General features: G+C 41.3%; 21 protein-coding genes and 3 pseudogenes. 16 read left to right on the forward strand and 8 right to left on the reverse strand.

What is annotated here, in order from left to right; genetic code table 11:
- Positions 1–54 precede the first annotated feature (54 nt).
- The 4 genes and pseudogenes from MKY99_RS14575 to MKY99_RS14590 all read left to right on the forward strand — a co-directional run.
- Positions 55–978, forward strand: coding sequence for a 2-dehydropantoate 2-reductase N-terminal domain-containing protein (locus MKY99_RS14575; protein ID WP_339271299.1), 924 nt, complete (start codon positions 55–57; stop codon positions 976–978).
- Positions 979–1336: 358 nt separating this feature from the next.
- A complete protein-coding gene (locus MKY99_RS14580) occupies positions 1337–1972 on the forward strand; it encodes a glycoside hydrolase family 11 protein (protein WP_042188200.1) in 636 nt (211 codons plus the stop codon).
- Positions 1973–2123: 151 nt separating this feature from the next.
- Positions 2124–2957, forward strand: coding sequence for an SUMF1/EgtB/PvdO family nonheme iron enzyme (locus MKY99_RS14585; protein ID WP_339271301.1), 834 nt, complete (start codon positions 2124–2126; stop codon positions 2955–2957).
- A 243-nt stretch (positions 2958–3200) separates the two neighbouring features.
- Positions 3201–3908: pseudogene (locus tag MKY99_RS14590) on the forward strand (glycoside hydrolase family 11 protein); the annotation flags it as partial.
- 103 nt (positions 3909–4011) lie between these two features.
- Here the strand turns inward: MKY99_RS14590 and MKY99_RS14595 are convergent.
- On the reverse strand, positions 4012–5094 hold the full coding sequence (locus MKY99_RS14595; protein ID WP_042188207.1) for a GntR family transcriptional regulator: 1083 nt from the start codon (positions 5092–5094) through the stop codon (positions 4012–4014).
- Positions 5095–5356: 262 nt separating this feature from the next.
- Between MKY99_RS14595 and MKY99_RS14600 the strand changes: the two genes are divergently transcribed.
- From MKY99_RS14600 to araA, 3 genes are read left to right on the forward strand one after another with little or no spacing between them, the layout of a single operon-like run.
- On the forward strand, positions 5357–6964 hold the full coding sequence (locus tag MKY99_RS14600; RefSeq protein ID WP_339271304.1) for an FGGY-family carbohydrate kinase: 1608 nt from the start codon (positions 5357–5359) through the stop codon (positions 6962–6964).
- Positions 6965–6980: 16 nt separating this feature from the next.
- On the forward strand, positions 6981–7676 hold the full coding sequence (locus MKY99_RS14605) for an L-ribulose-5-phosphate 4-epimerase (protein ID WP_042188210.1): 696 nt from the start codon (positions 6981–6983) through the stop codon (positions 7674–7676).
- Between the two features lie 32 nt (positions 7677–7708).
- Positions 7709–9133 (forward strand): L-arabinose isomerase, encoded by a 1425-nt coding sequence (gene araA, locus MKY99_RS14610; protein ID WP_149645589.1) that lies wholly within the window; start codon positions 7709–7711, stop codon positions 9131–9133.
- An 83-nt stretch (positions 9134–9216) separates the two neighbouring features.
- Here the strand turns inward: araA and MKY99_RS14615 are convergent, their stop codons facing one another.
- From MKY99_RS14615 to MKY99_RS14625, 3 genes are all read right to left on the reverse strand, one after another.
- Positions 9217–10359, reverse strand: a complete 1143-nt coding sequence (locus tag MKY99_RS14615; protein WP_339271306.1) for a glycosyl hydrolase family 8 — start codon at positions 10357–10359, stop codon at positions 9217–9219.
- A gap of 49 nt (positions 10360–10408) precedes the next feature.
- Positions 10409–11383: a glycoside hydrolase family 43 protein gene (locus MKY99_RS14620; RefSeq protein WP_339271308.1), complete on the reverse strand. Its 975-nt coding sequence runs from the start codon at positions 11381–11383 to the stop codon at positions 10409–10411.
- Between the two features lie 141 nt (positions 11384–11524).
- Positions 11525–12007: a nucleoside deaminase gene (locus tag MKY99_RS14625; RefSeq protein ID WP_042188217.1), complete on the reverse strand. Its 483-nt coding sequence runs from the start codon at positions 12005–12007 to the stop codon at positions 11525–11527.
- Positions 12008–12158: 151 nt separating this feature from the next.
- Here MKY99_RS14625 and MKY99_RS14630 point away from each other — a divergent pair, with 151 nt between their 5' ends.
- The 5 genes from MKY99_RS14630 (at position 12159) to MKY99_RS14650 (ending at position 15910) form a co-directional block, all read left to right on the forward strand.
- Positions 12159–12608 (forward strand): OsmC family protein, encoded by a 450-nt coding sequence (locus MKY99_RS14630; protein ID WP_339271310.1) that lies wholly within the window; start codon positions 12159–12161, stop codon positions 12606–12608.
- Between the two features lie 52 nt (positions 12609–12660).
- The gene (locus MKY99_RS14635; protein WP_339271312.1) at positions 12661–13023 is read left to right on the forward strand and encodes a hypothetical protein; all 363 of its coding nucleotides are present in this window, start codon (positions 12661–12663) and stop codon (positions 13021–13023) included.
- Positions 13004–13954: an LLM class flavin-dependent oxidoreductase gene (locus MKY99_RS14640; protein WP_339271314.1), complete on the forward strand. Its 951-nt coding sequence runs from the start codon at positions 13004–13006 to the stop codon at positions 13952–13954. Before MKY99_RS14635 ends, MKY99_RS14640 begins: the two co-directional genes overlap by 20 nt.
- 40 nt (positions 13955–13994) lie before the next feature.
- Positions 13995–15023 carry a helix-turn-helix domain-containing protein gene (locus MKY99_RS14645; protein ID WP_339271316.1) on the forward strand — a complete coding sequence of 343 codons (1029 nt, stop codon included), beginning with the start codon at positions 13995–13997 and terminating at the stop codon, positions 15021–15023.
- Positions 15024–15115: 92 nt separating this feature from the next.
- Positions 15116–15910, forward strand: a complete 795-nt coding sequence (locus tag MKY99_RS14650; RefSeq protein WP_339271318.1) for an SDR family oxidoreductase — start codon at positions 15116–15118, stop codon at positions 15908–15910.
- A 58-nt stretch (positions 15911–15968) separates the two neighbouring features.
- Here the strand turns inward: MKY99_RS14650 and MKY99_RS14655 are convergent, their stop codons facing one another.
- Positions 15969–19079 carry an ATP-binding protein gene (locus tag MKY99_RS14655; protein ID WP_339271320.1) on the reverse strand — a complete coding sequence of 1037 codons (3111 nt, stop codon included), beginning with the start codon at positions 19077–19079 and terminating at the stop codon, positions 15969–15971.
- 220 nt (positions 19080–19299) lie between these two features.
- Between MKY99_RS14655 and MKY99_RS14660 the strand changes: the two genes are divergently transcribed.
- From MKY99_RS14660 to MKY99_RS14675, 4 genes are all read left to right on the forward strand, one after another.
- Positions 19300–20100: a phosphotransferase gene (locus MKY99_RS14660; protein WP_339271321.1), complete on the forward strand. Its 801-nt coding sequence runs from the start codon at positions 19300–19302 to the stop codon at positions 20098–20100.
- A gap of 76 nt (positions 20101–20176) precedes the next feature.
- Positions 20177–20530 (forward strand): VOC family protein, encoded by a 354-nt coding sequence (locus MKY99_RS14665; RefSeq protein ID WP_042188233.1) that lies wholly within the window; start codon positions 20177–20179, stop codon positions 20528–20530.
- A 257-nt stretch (positions 20531–20787) separates the two neighbouring features.
- A complete protein-coding gene (locus MKY99_RS14670; protein WP_339271324.1) occupies positions 20788–21369 on the forward strand; it encodes a TetR/AcrR family transcriptional regulator in 582 nt (193 codons plus the stop codon).
- 23 nt (positions 21370–21392) lie between these two features.
- Positions 21393–22016 carry an HXXEE domain-containing protein gene (locus tag MKY99_RS14675; RefSeq protein ID WP_339271326.1) on the forward strand — a complete coding sequence of 208 codons (624 nt, stop codon included), beginning with the start codon at positions 21393–21395 and terminating at the stop codon, positions 22014–22016.
- A gap of 285 nt (positions 22017–22301) precedes the next feature.
- Here the strand turns inward: MKY99_RS14675 and MKY99_RS14680 are convergent, their stop codons facing one another.
- The 3 genes and pseudogenes from MKY99_RS14680 to MKY99_RS14690 all read right to left on the reverse strand — a co-directional run.
- On the reverse strand, positions 22302–22586 hold the full coding sequence (locus MKY99_RS14680; RefSeq protein ID WP_339271328.1) for a hypothetical protein: 285 nt from the start codon (positions 22584–22586) through the stop codon (positions 22302–22304).
- Positions 22587–22715, reverse strand: a pseudogene (locus MKY99_RS14685) (transposase); the annotation flags it as partial.
- 47 nt (positions 22716–22762) lie between these two features.
- Positions 22763–23488 (reverse strand): annotated as a pseudogene (locus MKY99_RS14690) (IS110 family transposase); the annotation flags it as partial.
- Between the last annotated feature and the right edge of the window lie 411 nt (positions 23489–23899).

The following is a 23899-nucleotide window of genomic DNA, read 5'->3' on the forward strand; positions in this document are numbered from 1 at the left end:
ACAACACGTTGTCGGATATTCCAAAGGGAATATTAATAAGTAGGGGTGGTTTATATGTCAGCAAAACAATATAGAATTTTAATTTTTGGTGCAGGTGTCATCGGGAGCATGTACGCAATTAAGCTTATTGAAGCAGGGTTTGACGTTAGCCTGTTTGCACATTCGAATAGATATAAATCATTAAGAGAAAATGGCCTGCAGTATATAGAAAAAGGTACAGTTAGATCGATACAAGTGAATGTCATTGATACGCTCGAAAATGACGATGTATACGATTTTATTTTCGTTACCGTTCGTTATGATCGGTCCGAAGCAGCGTTGTTAGCGCTCAAAGATAATCAAAGCAAAAATATAGTTACGATGACTAGTAATTCAATTGGATTTTCTTCGTGGCTGGATATCGTAGGGGATAGACTTTTACCAGCTTTTCCCGGCTTCGGCGGACAGATTAAAGATGGAGTATTGCATGCTCGATTTCTACCAAAGTTTATAGCGGCAACTGCATTTGGAGAAATTAATGGTGTAGTGACAGAACGCATAGAAAACCTTGCAAAATTGTTTAAAACTGCAAAGCTTCCCTACGTTATTAAAAAAGATATGCAAGCGTATCTGATCACACATTCCGTATCAGACATTGCCATGTTGAGCTTTTTGCATTCTGAGAATAAGATCATTGACAAAAAAACAGCCAGAACTAGAAAGACAGCACGCAAAATAACATTCACTTTAAAAGCGTATCTAAGGGCAACACAAAAAGCTGGCGTTTCAATTGATCCACCAATGCTTAAAATGGTGCTTAAATTTCCAAACTTATTTTTGGACCTTTTCTTTATGACATGGCTACGAACTAAAATGGTTAGGGATATGATGTTGCCGGATTATGCGAATAATGCTAACAATGAGATTGTGCAGCTTAGTAATGATTTAATGAAATTTTTAAGTCAACATGATATCAAATCAGAAATACATGTTCAGTAATTTTTTGGTGAAATATTATAGTATTGTGGAGGGGCTTGTAAGGAACATAATTAAACTGATGTATGACAAGAAAAGGGGGGACGCTAAGTCCTCTTTTTTTGTATGTTACTTCTTTATATTTCCAATTGTAACCATAAAATAACAATACTTTTTGGGGTAAAACCTTTAATTTGAACAGATTAAATTGTACGTAAGCTATGATAAACTTCTATTTGAAATCGCTTACAATTATATAAATGGAAGGATGTGGTGATCTCGGGAGTTTTACCAAACAACAAAGAAAACCACAGACGATTGCTTGGAATACTAGAGGTCAGTCAAGTAGTATGTAATCAAAAAAAATCTTAGGAGGTAGATTATGTTTAAGATGAATAAGAAAATCTTGACTGTATTATTCGCAGCTACAATGAGCTTTAGCTTGTTTGCAGCAACTACAAATGCGGCGACAGATTATTGGCAAAATTGGACTGATGGTGGAGGAACAGTAAATGCTACGAATGGATCAGGTGGGAATTACAGTGTTACATGGTCAAACACCGGGAACTTTGTTGTCGGTAAAGGCTGGAATACCGGATCACCAACAAGGACAATAAACTACAATGCCGGAGTCTGGGCGCCGTCCGGTAATGGATATTTGACACTCTATGGGTGGACGAGAAACTCACTCATAGAATATTACGTCGTTGATAGCTGGGGCACTTATAGACCAACTGGAACATTTAAAGGTACCGTGACCAGTGATGGTGGCACATATGATATCTATACGACAACCCGAACCAACGCACCTTCTATTGACGGCACTGCAACTTTCACTCAGTTCTGGAGTGTAAGACAGTCGAAGAGAGCGACTGGGAGCAATGTTGCTATCACTTTTAGCAATCACGTTAACGCATGGAAGAAATATGGAATGAATTTGGGAAGTAGTTGGGCTTACCAAGTGTTAGCTACTGAAGGATATCAAAGTAGTGGGAGCTCTAACGTAACGGTGTGGTAACAGGTAAACTGTAGCCCCTTAATCGATGATAATACTAAGGACTGCCGGTCTCACCACCGGCGGCCTTATTTATTCCAAAAGAAGACTTACATACTACTAAGATCATCGTCACAACTTATTATTTTCCTATCCGTTCAAAGGAGATAAATCAATGAGAAAACTATTGAGTTTCCTATTCATAGCAACAATAGTTGTTATCAGCGCTTGCTCACAAGAAAAGCCTGAAACGAGTAATGACAATGTATTTGTAAAGGGAGGGACTTTTATAAACACAAAGTCCAACTACAATGGTGCAACCCTATCAAACTTTTATATCGGTAAATATGAGGTAACTCAAAAAGAATGGATTGAGGTAATGGAAAGTAATCCCTCAGAATTCAAGGGCGACAATTTGCCGGTTGAAATGGTTAGCTGGTATGACGTTGTTGAGTACTGTAATAAGCGGAGTATAAAAGAGGGTTTAACACCCTATTACAATATAGATAAGAATAAAATAGATACAAATAATAAGAGCGAAAACGATAATATAAAATGGACCGTAACGATCAATGAAGGTGCTAATGGTTATCGATTACCGACAGAAGCAGAGTGGGAATATGCTGCAGGTGGAGGTCAATTAAGCAAGAGTTACACCTACAGTGGAAGCAATAATGCAGATGAGGTAGCATGGTATTGGAAAAACGCTGGAGATAAATACTTATCGGGAGAATGGAACTGGCCTATCATTGAAAACAACAATAATAAAACAAAAAATGTTGCTGTCAAACAGCCCAACGAGTTAGGACTTTATGATATGTCAGGAAATGTAAGGGAATGGTGTTGGAACTGGTATGGGGATAGGGGAAGCGATGTCGGATCTTTCCGGGTTGTGAAGGGCGGCGGTTGGATCGGTAACATCACCAACAACGAGATATCTTTTCAAGGCAAGTTCGACGCAAATGGCATGGGACCTGATCAAGGCTTTCGTGTGAGTCGTGGTGAGTAAATGGCGGGAAAGTTATTCTCTTTTAAGTTAAGACTCCATTTCATAAGCAATGATAAAATGATCTAGCCAATAAGCTGCTTCCGGTACTCTACCGGAAGCAGCTTATTTAATTTCGTTTATTTCCAACTACAAAAGATCTAAACTTTTCACGGTATAAGCTTTAGTTTATACATATGAAAAAAATAGGACAATGATAGAATCTAATTGTTTCCGCTTACATAAATAATTATGGAATAAAAAGGTACCGTTGATGGGGGAACATATGACATATATGAGACTACCAGAGTCAACCAACCTTCAATTAAAGGCACAGCAACCTTTAAACAATATTGGAGTGTCCGGACGACCAAACGTTCAAGCGGAACCATATCTGTTAGTGAACACTTTAAAGCGTGGGAGAGCAGAGGAATGTCAATGGGGAAGATGTATGAAACTTCGCTTACGGTAGAGGGTTATCAAAGTAGTGGAACAGCTACCGTGACTAGCAATACAATTACGATCGGAGGTAGCGGAGGTACGAATCCGACGCCAACGCTTAATCCGACTTCAACGCCAAACCCAACACCAACCTCCACACCAAATCCGGGCACAAGTACAAAAATAGAAGCTGAAAATATGACTAAAAGTGGTCAGTATACCTCCAATATAAGCTCACCATTCTCTGGAGTGGCTTTATACGCCAACAATGATCTAGTGAAATATACACAGAATTTTACGACCGGTACCCATAATTTTTCACTCTGCGGGGCTTCCAATAACTCCAATATGGCGAGGGTCGATTTGAAAATCGGTGGAGTGACCAAGGGCACCTTTTATTTCGGGGGAAGCAGTCCCGCCGTTTATACTCTAAACAATGTCAGTCATGGAACCGGAAATCAAGAGATCCAGCTCGTCGTAACAGCTGATAACGGGACATGGGATGCTTATCTTGATTATCTGGAAATCCAGTAAATATTCCAAACACGGAAATTGGAGCCGGACTGCTTAATGTAGAGACAAAAAGAAAAAAGCAACCCACCAGCCATGACTGGTGGGTTGCTTGCCTTGTTACAACCTATCTCTCAACAACGGTCTCACCTTCAATTAACACAGGCTGATAATAAGTGTTGTTCGGAAGGTCTTTTTTTCCTTGTAGTTTCTTAATGACCCAATCCGCTGCATCGCGTCCCATGGCTTCTTGTGGGTGTGTCAAGGTGGTTAGTTTGATGTTCGCGTTTTTGGCGATATAGGAATTGTCTTGTCCGATAATCGATAATTCCTCCGGAATAGTGATGTCCAGCTGTCTGCAGGCATGGACCACCTCCAACCCAACCTCGTCGTTATAACAAACAATAGCAGTGAGCGTATCTCTATTTTTATTCAGAAAATCCTTCAAGTCTGTAGATAACGTCTGTTTTGTCTCCGTATTGAATGAAAAAATCTGCTCAGGATAAAATCGTAATTTGGATTCTCCGAGTGCTTTAATATACCCTTTCATCCGATACTTTCCTTGTAAATCATCCATTTTTGCAATGAGCCCTATTTGGGTGTGCCCTTTGGTTATCAACTCTTTTGTTGCCAAATAGCTGGACTGTACATCATCAAGACAAAGGTACGGCAGTTCTATTTCTTCATAAAAGGCATTAATCATTATAATCGGAATATCCTGTTCCTTAAAAGAAAGGTAGTAAGCAATATTGGGGTTATATAGATTGCTTTTCGTCGGTTCAATAATTAAACCATCTACACCGTAGGACAGCATCATTTCCAGGGCTTTTTTTTCTTGAGCAACATCGTTATTTGTACTAGCTAATAGTAGAGAATAATTATCCTCATTTAGCCGGCTCTCGATCCCACGGATAATGGAAGGAAAGATATAGTCGGAAATATAGGTCGTGATTACGCCGATCGTCTTCTTATGGGAACTCCCGCCGGTCTTCGAACGATATTGGTTGCTGACATAAGTACCAGACCCTTTTTCGCTTCGGAGGAAGCCTTCGTTGGAAAGTTCTAAAATTGCTTTTCGAACTGTCTGCCGGCTAACTTCGTACATGGACTGTAAGGCAGATTCAGTAGGGATTTGTTCACCAACATTGTAATCTCCCGAAAGGATTTTGCTTTTTATGTCATCTAATATCACTTGATACTTTGGTTTCATGTAATTCCTCTTTCCATTCTTGTTCGCTAAGTTATTCGTATATTCGGTAAATTTGTATGTACAAATTATAGCATGACAACAAAAAAAATAGAAAGAGGCTCTTTTTTTATACAGTTAAATCATTTTTATCTCCATATTTGTATGTATATATAACTAATCAATTGACAAATGTACGTACAAAAAATTATACTAAAGCTGTCAATTAAGAAAGCAAATTCTTATCATGACCTTTTAAAAAAGCGCTCTCAGAGAGGTGACAAACGTGATATCGAATCGATTAAGCATCGAACAAGTGATTAATAAGGGAGAAACTTCGCTTGGTATTGAATTTGGGTCTACGCGCATTAAAGTTGTACTTATCGATCATAGCTTTCAAACGATCGCTTCTGGAAGTTACGAATGGGAAAATCAGTTGAAGGACGGTTTTTGGACGTACAACTTGGAAAATATTATCAAAGGTCTGCAAGACGCCTATCGCGAGATGAAGGAAGAAGTTGCTCAAAAATACGGAATCACCCTTCAAACGGTTGGTTCAATCGGTTTTTCTGCAATGATGCATGGATACATGGCTTTCAACGAGCACAATGAACTGCTTGTTCCATTCCGGACTTGGCGTAATGCAACTACAGGTGCGGCTGCCAAAGCATTGACCGAGCTGTTTGGGTTTAATATCCCAGAACGCTGGAGCATTGCTCATCTTTATCAGGCGATTTTGAATGAAGAAGAACATGTGCCACAGATACGTTTTGTTACGACACTAGCAGGATACATTCATTGGCTATTGACTGGAAATAAAGCACTTGGTGTTGGTGATGCATCCGGTATGTTTCCAATTGATGAAACTACAAGAAATTTTAACGCTTCCATGATACAGCAGTTTGATGAACTGGTTGCAAGCAAAGCTTATCCGTGGAAGACCAGTGATTTACTTCCTAAGGTGTATGTTGCAGGAGAGCAAGCAGGTATTTTAAGCGAAGCGGGAGCTAAAATTCTGGATCCATCGCTGCATTTACAATCAGGTATTCCGCTTAGTCCTCCAGAGGGGGATGCTGGAACCGGGATGGTTGCAACGAATAGCGTAAGAAAACGCACCGGGAATGTATCTGTAGGAACCTCTGTTTTTGCCATGATTGTATTAGAAAAAGAACTTTCCAAGGTTTATCCGGAAATTGATATGGTTACTACTCCGAACGGAAGTCCAGTGGGCATGGTTCATGCGAATAACTGTTCAAGTGACCTCAACGCCTGGCTCGGGTTATTCCGTGAATTCTATGAAGCCATGGGACACAAAGTGGATGCCAATAAATTGTACAGCGTGTTATTAAATAAAGCTTTGGAAGCAGATCCTGATGCCGGTGGATTACTAAGCTATGGTTATCTCTCAGGAGAGAATATTACTGGGTTAGAACAAGGTCGTCCGCTATTTGTCCGCTCGCCGGAGAGCAAATTCAATCTGTCCAACTTTATGCGTACACATCTATTCAGCGCCTTTGGTGCTTTGAAAATTGGAATGGACATTTTGACGAAGGAAGAGAATGTAGCCATTGATAGTATTTTAGGCCACGGCGGTTTATTTAAGACTCCGGTAGTGGGCCAAAAAATGATGGCAGCTTCAATGAATGTTCCTGTTTCCGTAATGTCGACTGCCGGTGAAGGCGGTGCATGGGGAATGGCTATTCTTGCCGCTTACATGATGAATAAAAATCAGGAAGAAAGTTTAGAAGACTTCCTCGATCAAAAAGTGTTCAAAGATGTTAAGGGTGAAGAAATTCATCCAGAGGCAACCGACATTAAAGGATTTGAAACCTTTATCGAACGATATAAAAAGGGTCTGGCGATTGAGCAGTCCGCTGTTGACAATTTAGTGTGAAAATGGAGGTAGCAAGATGTTAGAACAACTTAAAGAAGAGGTTTTTCAAGCCAACCTGGAATTGCCGAAACAAGGACTTATTAAATATACATGGGGAAATGTGAGTGCAATTGATCGTGAAAGTGGATTATTCGTAATCAAACCTAGTGGTGTAGATTATGAAACAATGAAAGCCAGCGATATGGTAGTTGTTGATCTGGATGGCAATGTGGTTGAAGGAGATATGAGACCTTCCTCCGATACACCTACTCACGCCGTGCTTTATAAGCATTACTCCGAGATCGGGGGAATCGTGCACACGCATTCCACTTGGGCGACCATTTGGGCTCAAGCAGGACTAGATGTTCCTGTCATGGGAACGACCCATGCTGATACCTTCTATGGTTCCATTCCTTGTGCGCGTTTCTTGACGCAAGAAGAAGTCGATCGTGGTTACGAAGCGGAAACGGGTAATGTAATCATCGAGACCTTTGAGCAACGTGGGATCGATATTATGGCGGTTCCTGGTGTTTTACTTAAAGGACACGGACCCTTTACTTGGGGGAAAAATGCGAAATCGGCGGTAATAAACAGCGTAGTTTTGGATGAAGTATCCAAAATGAATTTGTTTGCAAGAGAGCTGAATCATTTTGCTGAGGAGTTGCCACAACGTATTTTAGATAAACATTACTTGCGAAAACATGGAAAAGACGCTTATTACGGACAAAAATAATTAAACCACAAAATTACGAAAAGAGGATGAATATGTCAACAGCAGTAGCAAAAGAATTTTGGTTTGTCGTAGGTTCACAACATCTTTATGGGGAAGAGGCATTGGCTGAAGTTAAGGCGCATGCCCAAACGATGACAGATGCTTTGAATAAAAGTGGAGTTTTGCCTTACCCACTAGTATTGCAGGATTTGGCTGTCAGCGCAGATAAAATCACAAACATCATGAAAGAAGTCAATTACCGCGACGAAGTTGCCGGTGTTATCACTTGGATGCATACCTTCTCGCCTGCAAAAATGTGGATCCGCGGAACTAAAATGCTGCAAAAGCCTTTGCTTCATCTAGCTACGCAATATAATGAAAGTATCCCATGGGCAACCATCGATATGGATTTCATGAATCTAAATCAAGCCGCTCATGGTGACCGTGAATATGGTTTTATTAACGCCCGTTTGAACAAACAAAACAAAGTGGTAGTAGGCTACTGGGAACGTCCTGAAGTCCAAAAGCAAATTGCAGAATGGATGGACGTAGCCGTTGCTTATAACGAAAGCTTTAATATCAAGGTCGCTCGCTTTGGTGACAATATGCGTAACGTTGGCGTAACCGAAGGAGATAAGGTTGAAGCCCAAATTCAATTTGGATGGACTGTTGACTACTTTGGTATTGGCGATCTAGTACAAATCATTAATGAAGTTAAAGAAGAAGAGATCGACGCCTTATTCGCTGAGTATTCAGAGCTGTATGAATTTGATTATGGAACTAACAGCAAAGAAGCTTGGGAAGCTAGCGTGAGAGTTCAAGCAAGCTATGAAATTGCTATTAAACGTTTCCTTGATCAAGGTGGCTACAACGCCTTCACATCGAACTTCGAAGATTTACACGGAATGAAACAACTTCCAGGACTTGCTGTTCAACGACTGATGGCACAAGGCTATGGTTTTGCTGGAGAAGGAGATTGGAAGACTGCAGCTCTCGATCGCTTGCTTAAAGTGATGAGCCATAACCAATCCACTGGCTTTATGGAAGATTACACTTATGAATTGACGGTTGGTCAAGAATCCATTCTACAATCCCATATGCTTGAAGTAGATCCTACTTTGGCAAGCAACAAACCCAAAATTATCGTATCTCCACTGGGTATTGGTGGTAAAGACGATCCAGCACGTTTAGTATTTGACGGTAAGGCAGGAGACGGTGTAGTTGTTTCCATGGCTGACTTTGGGACGCATTACAAACTATTGATCAATGAAGTTACTGCTTTCGAACCAACGGTTCCAGCTCCCAACCTTCCAGTAGCTCGTGTACTTTGGAATGTTAAGCCTAACTTCCAAGATGGGGTTAAAGCATGGATCGAAAATGGTGGCGGTCACCACACCGTTGTTTCATTAACGCTTACAACAGACCAGATTATTGCTTATGCAAAACTTGTAAACTTGGAATATGTAGTTATTAAATAATAGCAAAGCTTTATTACGATTAATAGGACTCCATTCCTCGAGCTTTTTGAGGAATGGAGTCCTATTTGTTTGTTCGATTTCCTTCAATAAATGCGATAGTTTCCACTTAGGGCCAGTAAACTAAAGAAGTACAGACAGTTATCATAATAACGACGTTGTCCAGTGCGCAATGGTGTATCCCAAAACAAACGGACAAAATGCTCTGCCTCCGGGCCATTAGAAGCTAGGGAAGCCATGGCATTGGTCGCCAACAGACCTGTCGAGTGCAGCGCCGGTTCGTCGAAGGGCTGTCCCTCAATGGTATACCGCCGGTAATCGGAAACTTTGATATTCCTAAAAAAAGCCTGAATCCGGTTACATTGATCGACCTGCCAGATGTCCTTTTGGAACCAAGCCCAGTCCAGACCGATATTAGCCGCTACCCGGTAAGCATCGCTGAAAAAATGGCTGAAATCACCATGAGGCTGGGGTTCTGCCGGGGACCCGTTAAAATTAGCATATTCGGGAGCAAGACCAGTTATCGGATGGCATGCAGTATGCAGATATGTGCGGCTGGCTTCCGCGGCTTCTCGCCAAAACATGTGGTCACGTTCGTCAGCCCACAAGGCGAACAAATCATAGAAATGGGGGAGATGGTAAGACGGATCACTGAAGGTGGATTCCGGTACGAATTTGATCAATTTCGTTTCCGCGTCCCACATTGAGTCGCCATCTCCTGTTTCAGTTTTATGTACACAAGCATGCAATATCGTTCGGGCCTGCTCAGAATAATTATAAGGTTCCGGACCGTTCCCCCAACGTTTTGAGGCAAAAAACAGAGCCATGGCGAAAAACTCTTCGCCGTCCGGTGCAGGTCCCTGAGAAATCCTTGTACCGTCAGGCTTGCAGTGCCAAGCAAAGTAATTGGCATAGCGACCTTCTTTGTGCTGCATAAACGTCTTTGAGAAGTTCCATAGACGATCAAACTCTTCTTTTTTATTCATTTGAACGGCCATCATCATCCCGTAGGACATTCCTTCCGACCGAACGTCTAGATTACCTGTATCCAGGATATAGCTTTTATCCTCGTCCTGCGGATAGTATATTCGTACGTTCGGATCTCCGTAAAACAAATCATTCCAAGTTTCATTGAGTTTAGCGTTGATATCATCTTCAGAAAAGCCGAGCTCCTTAAATATATTGCGATATTCCCCTGTATAAAAAGCACCTTGTTGTTTCATTGTCATCAAAAACGACCTCCTGTGAACTACAACATGCAGTCCATTTTAGTAAAAACTAAGGATGGATGGTTTGAATGGTGCCATCAACGTTGTATTTCAGCTCCGTATATTTTACAGAACGCTTGTTGTCAGCACCACCAGATAAAGAACTATCATGATAAAATAAATACCATTTCTCTTTAAACTGAACAATAGAATGGTGTGTTGTCCAGCCCAGGACGGGTGTAAGTATTTTTCCTTGATATACAAAAGGCCCAAGCGGATCTTTACTGATAGCGTATACAATATTATGGGTAGTACCCGTGGAATAAGAAAGATAATAATAACCGTTATATTTATGAACCCAAGGACCTTCAAAATATCTTCTCTCTTCATCTCCAGCAAGAATCGGATTTCCGTTCGTATCGATAATGGATATTTCTCTAGGTTCACCTTCAAAGCTCAGCATATTCTCGTTCAACTCCGCTACGATAGGTCCAAGAGCTGGTGCCATTTCAGACGGCCCCTCGGCATCCGGAACAAATGAGCCGGTTTGCCATTTTTCAAGTTGACCGCCCCAAAGACCACCAAAGTATATATACGATTTACCATCATCATCAACGAAAACGGCGGGATCAATGCTATAACTGCCGGGAATGTAGCTTGGTTCAGGTGTAAATGGTCCGGAAGGTGAAGCTGAGGTGGCGACCCCGATTCGGAAAATATCGTCATGGTCTCTAGCTGGGAAAAACAAATAGTAGGTATTGTTTTTGTATGCTGCATCCGGAGCCCACATTTGCTGCTTAGCCCATGGAACATCCTTCACATGAAGCACTTCACCGTGGTCAACACAAGGAGAGCCTTCTCCATCAATAGAAAGAACATGGTAATCCTCCATATTATATTGGTCACCGTTGTCATTAGAGATCATTTCGTGATCCAGGTCATGTGAGGGATAAATATAAATTTTACCTTCAAATACATGAGCGGAAGGATCCGCAGTATAAATATGAGTTACGAGAGGTTCATTGGGTTGCACAGGCTTTGTCAAGTCATTTCCTCCTATAAAGTTAATCGCTTACAAAGCTAATGGTATAAGAACTTTAGGACGCTGTATATATAGCAACTATAGTTTATACCCCACAAAGTTTAGGACATAAAAAAGAACCTTTATTCAAAGGTTCTTTTTTTACTACTGTCTTTGTCCGTGGAATTGTCGATGAAGTTCCCGCACTTGTTCTGCAAGCTCCGTTACAGGGCCATCTACGACCGCATTATGGATGACTTCCTGAATGCTCAAATTACGGACAGGTGATGCTGCAATGCCCATTTCGCTTAACCACTGTGATAATTGCTGCGAAGAACTGGCATATACAATCCTTCCTAATTGAACCCAACCGTGAGCTGCCGCACACATAGGGCAATGTTCCCCGGAAGTATACACAGTTGCCTGCTTACGTTCTTCCAGTGACATATTCTGAGCTGCCCAGCGAGCTAAAGCGAATTCGGGGTGCTGAGTATGGTCACCACCGCCTACATGGTTACTGTCTTCGGCCAAGACCTCTCCATTTGCTGAGACCAGGATGGAGCCGAAAGGTTCGTCCCCAACCTCGAGTGCAATTCGGGCAAGTTCAATACAACGCTGAAGGTGTTTGATATCTGTATCGTTTATCATGATAATAGAGCCTCCTGAAATTTAATTTATAGATAAATCTCACGAACAGTAGGCCTGAGCCTGTTTGTTCACCGCATTCTTCTATGTTAGCATGTAAAGTATTCGATTAAAAATATGTCATGCAATTTCAAGATAGGGAGGACATCTAGAAATGAAACACCCATTTATTTTAAATGCCGTATGGAACGGCGGTCGTAATAGTGATGGAACGATTGAAGCTGGACAGCTCAAGACTCAAATCTCCATTCCGAAAGAAATGGGCGGGCCAGGAGTTGGAACGAATCCGGATGAGATGCTACTGGGTGCCGCGGCAACCTGCTATCTCATTACACTAGCAGCTATGCTGGAGCGATCAGGGCTTACGACTTCCAGCCTGACGTTAACATCAGAGGCGACAGTGGATGTAACAAATAACATTTTTACATATGAAGCGATCAAACATTCACCCATCATCACACTTACCGAAGATGCGTCACAGGAAGATATTGATAAAGCAATTCGTATTGCTCATAAAGCAGAAGGTTCTTGTATGATTTCCAGAGCTGTAGCAGGAAATGTACAAATTACCACAGAGCCAACAGTGCTAACATTAAGTATGTAAGGTTAAGTTCTAAAGGAGTTATCCCTTAGGAATCAGAGAGGAGAAATTAACTTTGAACGTCCAGTTGTATAAGGATTTGATCAAGGATGAACGTGGGAATTATTACGTAGCGGTACAAAAAGAGGGCAATGAACTGACCTTGGTAAACGCAATGCTTGAGCGTTCTTATCAGGACCTCCTGGAATTTAATGAAGAGTTTAAAAAGAAATATGCGGAATACGAGCACCAGTTCATCGGCAAAGTGATTATGGATAAGCTGCGGCACGATGTTGTGTTCGCGTCCAAAGAAGACGGCCATGGACGAATGTTTAATCTGGCAGCGATTGCCGGCGATTACAAGGTTACTTTTATTGATATGATTGAATTTTACCGAAACCCTCGAGTAGGACGTAGCCATGACAACGACATCCATTAAGCTGAGTGTTTTGGACCTTGTACCTGTATTTGATAATGTGGATGCAAGCTTTGCTTTAGGACAAGCCGTGGAACTGGCTCAAACAGCTGAAAGACTGGGATATACTCGTTATTGGGTTGCTGAACATCATGATATGCCGGGCTTAGCGTGTACCTCTACAGAGGTGTTTTTATCGCATATCGGAGCGAGAACACAGCATATCCGCATCGGATCGGGAGCTTTATTGCTGCCGCACTATAAGCCGTTAAAAGTAGTGGAATCTTTTCATTTGCTGGCAAGTTTATATCCGGGACGCATCGACCTTGGGTTAGGCAGGGCTCCTGGCGGTGCTGCTGAAGTAAGCTTAGCGCTGAGCGGGAATTTTCTCGAAAATGTTTGGAAAATGCCGGAACTGCTTAAGGGAGTTACCGAATTGTTGCAGGGGAACTATTCATATGAAGGACGTCAGATAACCGCCCGTCCGACTCCACCCGAATCGCCAGAGCTGTGGATGCTGGGTACAAACAAGAAAAGTGCAGCATATGCTGCCGAGTTTGGAGCAGGCTATGTGTTTGGTCAATTCATGAGCGATGTAGCTGGGGAAGAGATTTTGCAAGCTTACCGTGAAGCTTTTATTCCTTCTTCAGTTAATGCTAGTCCTCGGGCCATCGTAGCTGTTGGCGTTATTTGCGCCGAGACTGAGGAAGAAGCAGAGCGGCTAGCCTCTTCCGGTATGACATTATTTCAACAAGAAGGCTCAGCCGAAGAGAAATCCAAGCTTTTGGAACGTAAACTGCTGATAGGCACACCCAAAAATATCAAAGAAAAGCTGGAACAATTATCTCACTTGTATGGAGTTGATGAATTCATTATCGTTACTATGATTCCAGACTATGAGAAACGGTTGCATTCGTTTGAGTTGCTTGCCCGCGCTTGCTTGAATTCTAACTAGCCCTTTCTTCATGCAATGATGCTAAAGGAGGTCCACATAGATGCAGACTCATACCTCTGACTCCATTAAAATCCCTCCCGGATTTTGGGCTGGATTAATTCAATTAGGAATAACCGCTCAAGATATAGCCAGTAAAGCAAGTCTACCCCTGAGCCTTATCACGGAGTCAGCAGTCACCACAGCCCAATATTTCGCTATCTGGCAGGCATATTCGGATCTCGTTGGAGACACTGCTGAGGGAATCATCAAGCTAGTAACTGTTTTTGAAACCACACAATATCCGCCGACCGTCTTAGCCACTTATCATGCTAAAGATTATCGCGACGCTCTAAACCGAATTGTGCGCTATAAACGAATGTGCCCTCCAGAAAGCTTGCATATCGTCGAGGAGGGAGAGTTGTGTGCAATCGAATTGAATTGGCAGCATCCCGAGTATTCCGGTCCACCGCTGCTGCTTGGCCTTACACTGGCGTTTTTACTGGAGCTTGGGTGGCGGGGAACAGGTATACCTCTGACAGCACAGTTTGTAGAATTTTCACAACCCATAGTGAATTTACAGGTTCTTGAAGCTTATTTCGGCTGTCGAATTCAGATCGGTGCTGAGACTAACCGCTTAACGCTACGACGAAGTGACTTGGATCTGCCCTTTATCTCGTATAACGAAGAGTTGCTAGAGATTCTGACTCCCGTTTTGGATCGGACACTTGCTGAACAGCAGGGCAGTCGCTCAATTACTGAAAGGGTCAAATGGATTATGAAACGCAGTCTTAGCGGAGGCCAACCCGAGATTCAAACCGTTGCTAAAGAGCTAAGGATGAGTGCTCGTACCTTACAGCGGAGGCTTACTGAAGAAAATACGAGCTTCAAGCATTTGCTGACACAAGCCAGACATGAGCAGGCGCGAGTGTATTTAGCAGATCCTTCCCTCGATGTTAAAGAGGTGGCTTTCTTGATCGGATATGAAGGTCAGAACTCGTTCTATCGTGCCTTCCGACTTTGGGAAGGAGATACTCCTTCAAATTGGCGTGTTAAACAAGAAGTTTGGCGCAAGACACTAGTTACTGAATAATCCCGGTAAGATAGTATAAATACTAGCCGATGCTCAGTACAGTTCTTGAGAAACTGCTAATTAACTTGCCATGATAAAAGGAGAAAAGAAATATGGATATGGGATTAAACAATAAGACAGCTTTAATTACAGGATCTACAAAAGGTATTGGTAAAGCTATCGCCTTTGAACTTGCCAACGAAGGCTTTAATGTACTAATAAATGGACGTAATTATGAAAAGGTAGAACAAACAGTAAATGAAATTAAAGAAAAATTCCCGGAAACTTCTCCACAGAATGCTACAGCCGATATTGTAGATATGGAGCAAAGAGAAGCTTTATTTGAAAAACACCCCCATATCGATATTTTAGTTAATAATATGGGGATTTATGAACTGATGAGCTATGACGACGTTGACGATGAAATATTTGAAAAATACATCCGTACGAATGTTCTTGCTGCAAATGGATTAACAAAATTTTATTTACCAAAAATGTTAGAAAACAATTTTGGTCGCGTGATCTTCATTGCTAGTGAAGAAGCAATAATGCCGTCAGCTCAAATGCCACAGTATGCAATGACCAAATCAATGCTATTATCATTAGCAAAAAGCTTATCTAAATTAACAATCGGAACAGAAGTTACCGTCAATACTATCATGCCAGGACCAACACTCTCTGAAAACGTGCACCAAATCATTGATGGAATGTATCCAGATGAAACGTTGACCTTTTCAGAAAAAGAGAAAAAATTCATGGCTAAAAACTTACCGCAATCTGAAATACAGCGATTTATTAAACCTAATGAAATAGGTAGACTAGCAGCATTTATGAGCAGTCCCTATGCCTCTGCATTTAAAGGTTCTCCGATCCGTATGGATGGGGGCATGGTACCTACTATTTTCTAAATGTAGTATCGATACACAAAAAGCCACTCCTTATGGAATGGCTTTTTTATTTGATATATTATTCACTGTCCTCCGGTATAACAAAGGATACCAAAGTACCTTCACCTTGTTTACTTTGAATAAAAAGACCCTGACCATACAATTGCATCAGTCTTCGATGGGTGTTAGCCAGTCCGATGCCACTTTTAGCTTTCATGGTCGGTTCCAGCAACAACGCGAGCGTTCTATGATCCATACCTTGCCCATTATCCTCCACTTCGATCTTTACAGCATTGTTCAGACGTGAGATCCGAATATAAACGGTACCCCCCTGTTGACGCTTGAGCAGACCATGCTTGATAGCATTTTCTACCAAGGGTTGGATGGATAGAGGGGGTAACAGGATATTAATGTCTGGAGCTACCTCCCAAACAACGGAAATTCGTTCTGCAAATCGTGTTTGTTCAATATACAAATAAGATTCTACCAGCTCTAGTTCATGTGAAAGGTTCACGAGTTCTCCGATATTTAAAAAGTCAAAGCTGATTCGCAAAAAGGAAGTAAATGCAGTGATGAGCTCTTGCATCTTTTTAGTATCCATATCACTGAGTGCCGCAATAGAGTTCAATGTATTGAACAAGAAATGGGGTTGTATCTGTGCCTGTAGATAAGCCGCTTCAATACGCACCCGTTCATTAAAAGAAATTTTCATCGCTGTTAAGGCTCGAATGCGATATTTGAGTTCTACTGCATCCACCGGTTTGGTAACATAATCATTTGCGCCGGAGTAGAATCCAGTGTAAATATCCTCAGGTTGACTGCGGGCAGTCAGCAATAGCACTGGGAGCTCATATAGGGAATAACGAGCGCGAACCTTTTGTGTTAATTCATATCCTGACATATGCGGCATCATTACATCACTAATCAGTAAATCCCAACTCTTTTTATCTAGCCAATCCAGTGCCTCTTGTGCTGAGTTCACTGTCGTAATGAGATAAGGTTCGTTTTCGAGAATGCCCTTTAACACATTCAGATTAACAGGGTCATCATCTACCACCAAGAGATTCACCTTCGCATCTGTAAAGAGTGGCGGGATTTTGTCAGTGTGTTGATTAGTTTGTTCGGAAATCCCCCATTCAGCCATCTGCTTATAAATCTCATCTGGTGTATACGTTGTTATAGGTGCAACCTCTCTTACTATCTGTTCGCTATAGGAATCAGCAAGGGGTAGTGCAAAACTGAAAGTTGAACCTTTGCCGAGTTCAGAATGTATGCTCAAGCTGCCACCATGTAGTTCTACCAACTGCCTACTAATGCTTAGTCCCAGTCCAATTCCACGCCCGTCATTTATTCCGTGAGGGCCTTGCTCATAGGGGAGGAATACCCGCGCCATGGTCTCTTCAGTCATGCCTACTCCGGTATCTGTTACATATATAAAGAGATGAGCGTCTTTTTCCTCAGCTGAAACAGAAACAAGTCCTTGCTCGGTGTATTTGAGCGCGTTGTGCACTAGATTTAATAATACTTGTACTAGTCGTTTCTCATCCGCAAGAATAGGAGGCATAGATTCTGGTATGTTCATGGATAGCCGTACCGGTTTGCCTTCAATCATATATTGAAGCATATTGATGACTCCGGGAACCACCGATTGAACCAAAATAGGCTCCTGATGCAAAATAACGCGATGCTCTTGAAGACGTACTACATCCAGTAGATCACCAAGCATATGGGACATGCGGCGGCTGATAGTAATCAGTAACTCCATATCTTGCCGGCTACTCTCGTAGAGTCTATCCTTTTCCTTCGTTATTATATTTTGCGCGATATTCATAATTCCATGAACTGGTGTTCGCAGCTCGTGAGAAGTATTGGCGAGAAACTGATCCTTGAGTTTGTCCGCTTTTTTCAGCTGTTCATTTAGCTCCATGTTCTCTTTGGCATTCTGAAAATACTTTTTAAACCAATAAGCTGAGAAGCCAACGATGGCGGCAATAATATCCACAGGATAGTAGACAATTGAATAATGGCCGTTATTATCCCACAAATTCCATAACAAATTAGAGATGATGGCCGCACCTGATATCAGTAGAAAAACAACATCTTTTTCATCTTGCCTTTTGAACAATAAGCGCCCCAAGCTATATATTAACCAGATGAAGGGGATATACTGAAACACTTGAATGATTTCCCAGTGAATCGATGTACTGACCAAATAAGCAGGAACGATAAATATAAATAAGGTATAAAGGAAAAGACACCACGTGTAAGCACGTAACCACTTGTTGACTTCGGCACCTGAGGTGAATTTCCTGAAAACAAGCAGAATAAAAAGGTTCTGCCATAAGAAGGCGATTAAACGGATTTTTAATGACCAAGTGTAATTAATCGGCAGTAACGCTAAAACTAAATTGTCATTTCGGGCTAAAAGGATTACGGCTACAGATAATGTCATTAGCCCTACAAGAAACAGGGCACGTTCTTTAGGATTAAATAAATACAGAATACAGGCATACAGCCCATGTAGTAGCAGGATGATTGCAGTAAGTATTTGAAATCCAACGGTATAAAAATTTGTCCGGTTAACCACTTCCTGAGAGCCAAAGAAAATAGGGCCACTAATACCGCCTTTATAGGGGTGATCAAAGTTTGCTACCTGAATAAGTACATCTATTTCTGTCATATTTTTCGAAAAATATGATGCTGTAAATGAGGTGGTTTTTGGTGCATATGTATTGGCATCGAGAGAAACTGTCCCATTATTGAGAATAGGGGTACCGTTAATTTCCACACTGGACGCGGAATAAATTTGTTTGATCCAGAACGAGATAGGCTCCTGAAGCGGTTCTACCAAAATACGCAGACGGTAAGTCCCGTATCCATATGAAGTTGTCTGATCAGTTCCGATAGCGTGGCTCCATTTCCCAGGTACTTGAAGCGCTTGGGATTGCTTTGGGATAGTAGAAGTCTTGGATGAAACAAATTGCGAAGGATAGAAGCTCCATTCACCATCTAGCCTGAATAAGTTAGCCTTCTCCAGATCCTGGCCACGTAAATCCAGTACACCGTTGCTAATCATAGGTACATTGTTGGAAACCTTAAATATGCTGAACCAAATGCAGCGTAGGCCAAAGAGAATGCTGATAAAAAGTAGAATGATTGCTAATTTGTTTAGAATCGTATTATTTTTCATGAGAACATTATAGCAAATAATTCTAATCTAGATTCTAAAATGGATTTTATTTATATAAGATGAGCAAATGCCAGCAATGATCTTAAAGGACAGTATAGTTATAATTGTTCTTTCTAAACAATAACTTGTAAATATTGTTATTATTAGAGAGAGAGTTTTCATCGCTAACAGGTCAAAATCTGCAACAGGTAATGCACTGAAAAGAAAAGGAATGAACCTAATGCCTAAGGAAGAAGTGTTAAAAGGCGGTAATGTAAATCATATAGTCCGTATGGCGAACACTGTTCGCCGCCCTTTAGGTTATTGGAGTCCGAATGTTCATGAACTACTCAAACATTTGGAACAACAGGGCTATGAGGGAGCACCAAAATTCCTCGGAATCGATGATTCTGGTCGTGAAATATTGACATTTATTCCTGGAGAAGTTCCAGGGAATAATTATCCAAACCTTGAACCGTATATGTGGACGGACGAAACCCTTGTGGGTCTGGCACACCTTATACGTCGTTTCCATGATGTGACTACAGTGTTCAGGCCCAATATGGAGGACAGATGGCAGCTCAGCTATGCCGAGGATGCCGAACATGAAGTGATCTGTCATAACGACGCAGCGTTGTATAATGTTGTCTTTCAAAAGGAGGCTCCTGTGGCGCTCATTGATTTTGACATGGCAGGTCCAGGTCCGCGTATGTGGGACATTGCGTACACCCTTTACACATCTGTTCCACTAGCGAGTTTTGCACCTGACCATACTTCTGGAACCATAGTAGCATACCAATGTGAAATACATGACGTAGAGCGACGTCGGCGAATTCATTTGTTTTTTGAAGCTTATGGAATTCCCGTCCCAAATAATCTGCGACAGTGGATTATACAACGTTTGATAGTACTGTGTGATACGTTGAGAAATGGTGCTGCTGATGGGAATCCTGCCTTTCAGAAAATGGTTGATGAGGGTCACTTGGCCCACTATGAGAGTGAGATTAGGTTTGTAACAGATCATTTCGAAGATTGGATATAAAAATCGGATATTTCGCTCTCGGACAGGATCATTGAATAAAATTAAAAAAGTATACCATTAGAATTGAGGTCTGAGAATGAGTGTGAAACGAATTGTCACAAATATTAAAACGCAGAATGTTTCGGCAGCAAAAAGCTTTTACCAGGACGTACTCGAGCTTGATTTATTGATGGATCATGGTTGGATTGAAACATACGGCTTACTGGGGAAGGAGAACATTCAAATAAGCTTCGCATCACAGGGCGGCTCCAATACGCCTACTCCTGATCTATCGATTGAAGTTGATGATGTCGATGCAGTGTTTGAACGTATGAAGAGTGCTGGATATACGATAGAATATGGACCTGTTGATGAGCCTTGGGGTGTTCGGCGATTCTATGTCCGCGACCCATTTGGCAAACTTATCAACATCCTTGCTCATGGACATTAGATAAACGGTCACGGCGTGCAGAAATCTAGATTGTTAAACAAACTTGAAACGATAGTAGAGGAGCTTCCTATAGGGGAGCTCCTTTTATTATTAAACTAACGGGCAGGATAGTCACAATGAGACTTTGAAACTTGGTTTGATTCCGGATAAATAAAAGTTGCAAAAAGGAAAAATATTGCTATACTAAGTTTAAGCGTTATTTTAAATGTTATTTAAAATAACGTTTAAATCAGGGTAAATATACTTGGAGGTTGCCTATGGAGACAGACAAAAAGTTGGAAACAAAAGAGAAGATTATGCGTGCCACACTGGAGTTGACCAAACAAGAAGGCTTTGAAAGGATCACTATAAAAAAAATTGCAGAAGCCTCAAGCACGAATGTCGCTCTAGTTAACTATTACTTTGGGTCCAAAGAAAACTTGTTTAGCGAGTCCATCAAATTGATATTGAACAGCTTTCAGCATACCTTTGCCATACTTGACGATTTCTCTATATCCTCACGGGATAGATTGAGGCAATTTTTACTAGATTATTTGCAAGTGATCCGTCAATATCCCGAATTGCTCTCCAGAATCATCCTGATGGGCAATACCGTTTTCTCCTCCCAGCATGAATATGGATCATTTTTGAATCTATTGGGGTTTCCTAAGATACAAAATACTTTAAGAGAGTTAACCGATGAACAGCAGCCAGAGCACCTGATGATCATGACGATGCAGATTTTTGGAGCGCTTTTTCTACCAGCACTTATGAGTCCTATTCTAGAAACAGGAGCTTCCGTGAAGATTGCACCTATAGAGGAACAGATTGACTTGCTCTTTGCAAGATACTTTCATTAATAAACTCAGATTGAGGTGATTAAATGAATTTTTTGAGAAAATATTGGCAGGATATAGGACTATTCATTGGCATTGTTATATGCATTTATCTTCTAATGAACTGGGAAACAATACCGCTGATAAACAGTATATTATGGTTAAGCTTTGTGGCGATCCTTCTTCATCAGTTTGAGGAATACCGCTGGCCAGGGTACTTTCCAGGCATATTCAATATAGCCCTGTTTAAAAGTGAATCCCCTAACAACTATCCATTAAATAAACAGTCGGCAATGATTATTAATGTGGTCATCGCCTACGTGTTCTACTTGCTCCCTGTATTCTTCCCGTCAGTAGTATGGCTGGGGATGGCACCTGTTTTAATGGGCTTTTTCCAAATCATTTTCCATGGAGTCGTCATTAATATAAGAGCAAAGAGCATGTATAATCCAGGATTAGTCTCCGCAATTATTGTACATTTACCGGTGGGGATCTGGTACATCAACTACTTATGTGAGCATCATTTAATAACCCTCTCAGACTGGATTTGGAGCGCAATTTATTTTGCCATAGCTGTTTATATTTTAATAGTGAAAGGAAACACATGGATGAAAAACAAAAACTCCATTCACAAATTTTCGCAAAAACAATTATGGTCTTTTCGTAAGTAGGTCCTCATAACCCACCAGAAGGTCCAGTTGTTATAACTCTTGATGTAAAATTAGATGGGTTAATGTAACTGAAATTGAAGGATGATTATTTTCTCAACTAACGGGAAACGTTAGTTCAATAACACACAATGATGAGTAGGTGCTTCGTATCCTGCTCTTTTTTATTAAACTCCCATGAAAATTAAATCTGCAGTAACTGTAAAGAGGCAAAGTAAATAAGACGCAGTCCATTCATTTTTTTGAATGTCACAGCATCCGAAATAAGAATATGGGTGTCTTAATGAATTAGGAGACTTCTGCAATAGTTACAGAATAACCTAAGTTTTCTAGTCTTCGAACTGCGTATTTCACAATAGATTGTTGCTTCTGCTTGTCAAAGTAATCTTCGCCTAGATCCACGTACATTTCTTCACGAGTCAACAAATAGTAGGCTATTCTCAACATAGCATGCGCGACAGAGATTGCAGCCCTTTTTCTTCCTTTTCTTGCCGCTGTTCGTCTGTACATGGCACCAAGATAGTTCTTTGAGGCTGATAAGGAATGGGCTGCTTCCACTAAGGCGGACTTCAAATATTTGTTTCCGTTTTTAGATTTAGCAGATTTTCTTTTTCCTGCACTTTCGTTATGCCCAGGCACAAGTCCAGCCCATGAGCATAAATGCGCAGCACTGGGAAACTGCTTCTTAATGTTGGTCCCAATTTCGCTAAGATTTGTTCTGCCATTCGAGTGGCTATTCCAGGAATTGAATCTAAACGTTCGACATCGTCAGAAAATGGAACAACCCTCGTAGCGACTTCCTGGTCTAGCACTGTGATTTGTTCACTTAAAAAATCAATGTGAGTTAAAATAGTCTTAATCATCGAGCGTTGATGAGGGTTTACATAGCCGTGTAAAGCAAGTTCAAGGTCATCCTTCTTTCGTTTCATGGTGCGTCTAGCAAAGTTCGCTAGTTTCTCAGGATCATCTTCACCATCAGCAATAGCATGAAGCATATCACGAGAGGAGACCCCCATAATATCAGAGACAACAGAGCTGAGTTTAATATTCGCTCCTTCTAACACTTTTTGAATTCGGTTATGTTGTCTAACTCGTTCTTCGATAATACTCCGACGGTAACGAACAAGTTCTCGAAGCTCCCGTTGATTTCGATCTGGAATGAAACTTGCTTTAAGTAACCCATGACGAAGAAGCTTTGCAATCCATTCGGAGTCTTTGACATCTGTTTTACGTCCAGGCAAAGCTTTCATATGCTGGGCATTCACTACTAAAAATTCTACGCCTTCAGCTTCAAGCAAATTTACAATAGGCTTCCAAAATACACCTGTACTTTCCATAGCGACGTGAGTGCATTCATGTTGTTTAATCCAGTCAATTAATTGTAAAAGAAACACTGTTTTAGTCGGAAACGATTGAATCTCCTTTCCATTAGACGTTAGAATACATGCGGTAATGTTATCCTTATGGATATCCATACCACATGCCCGTTCAACTACGATTTCCACTCTCAAGTATCCTCTCTACGGCTAAATTAGGTAAGAGGCTGGTGCAACAATCAGAGTAGGATTAATCTCCCATGAGTGCTTCCCGAAAGGGAGCGACAATCTGTGATGCACCGTGATCGTTGGAGTCAGACTAACGGATTGGCTCGTAGGCACCATAGCTTATCGACCTTCCTCTCCCAGCCATAGTAGAAGTATTAACAAATACAAATATTTTCATCATCTGTGGTGCAGCGCTTGCGCTGCATGTAGGGCTAACTAGATTTGGAATAAAAGAGAGATCGAGCCTTTTGCAGTGGCCGAGGAGGAATACAGTTCCAGATATGAAGAAAGGCGGGGTGTTGATGTGTTATAAAAATGCGTTGACACAAAAGTAATTAGGAA

It is taken from the genome of Paenibacillus sp. FSL R5-0470 (assembly GCF_037975205.1).
Taxonomy (GTDB): domain Bacteria; phylum Bacillota; class Bacilli; order Paenibacillales; family Paenibacillaceae; genus Paenibacillus_AQ.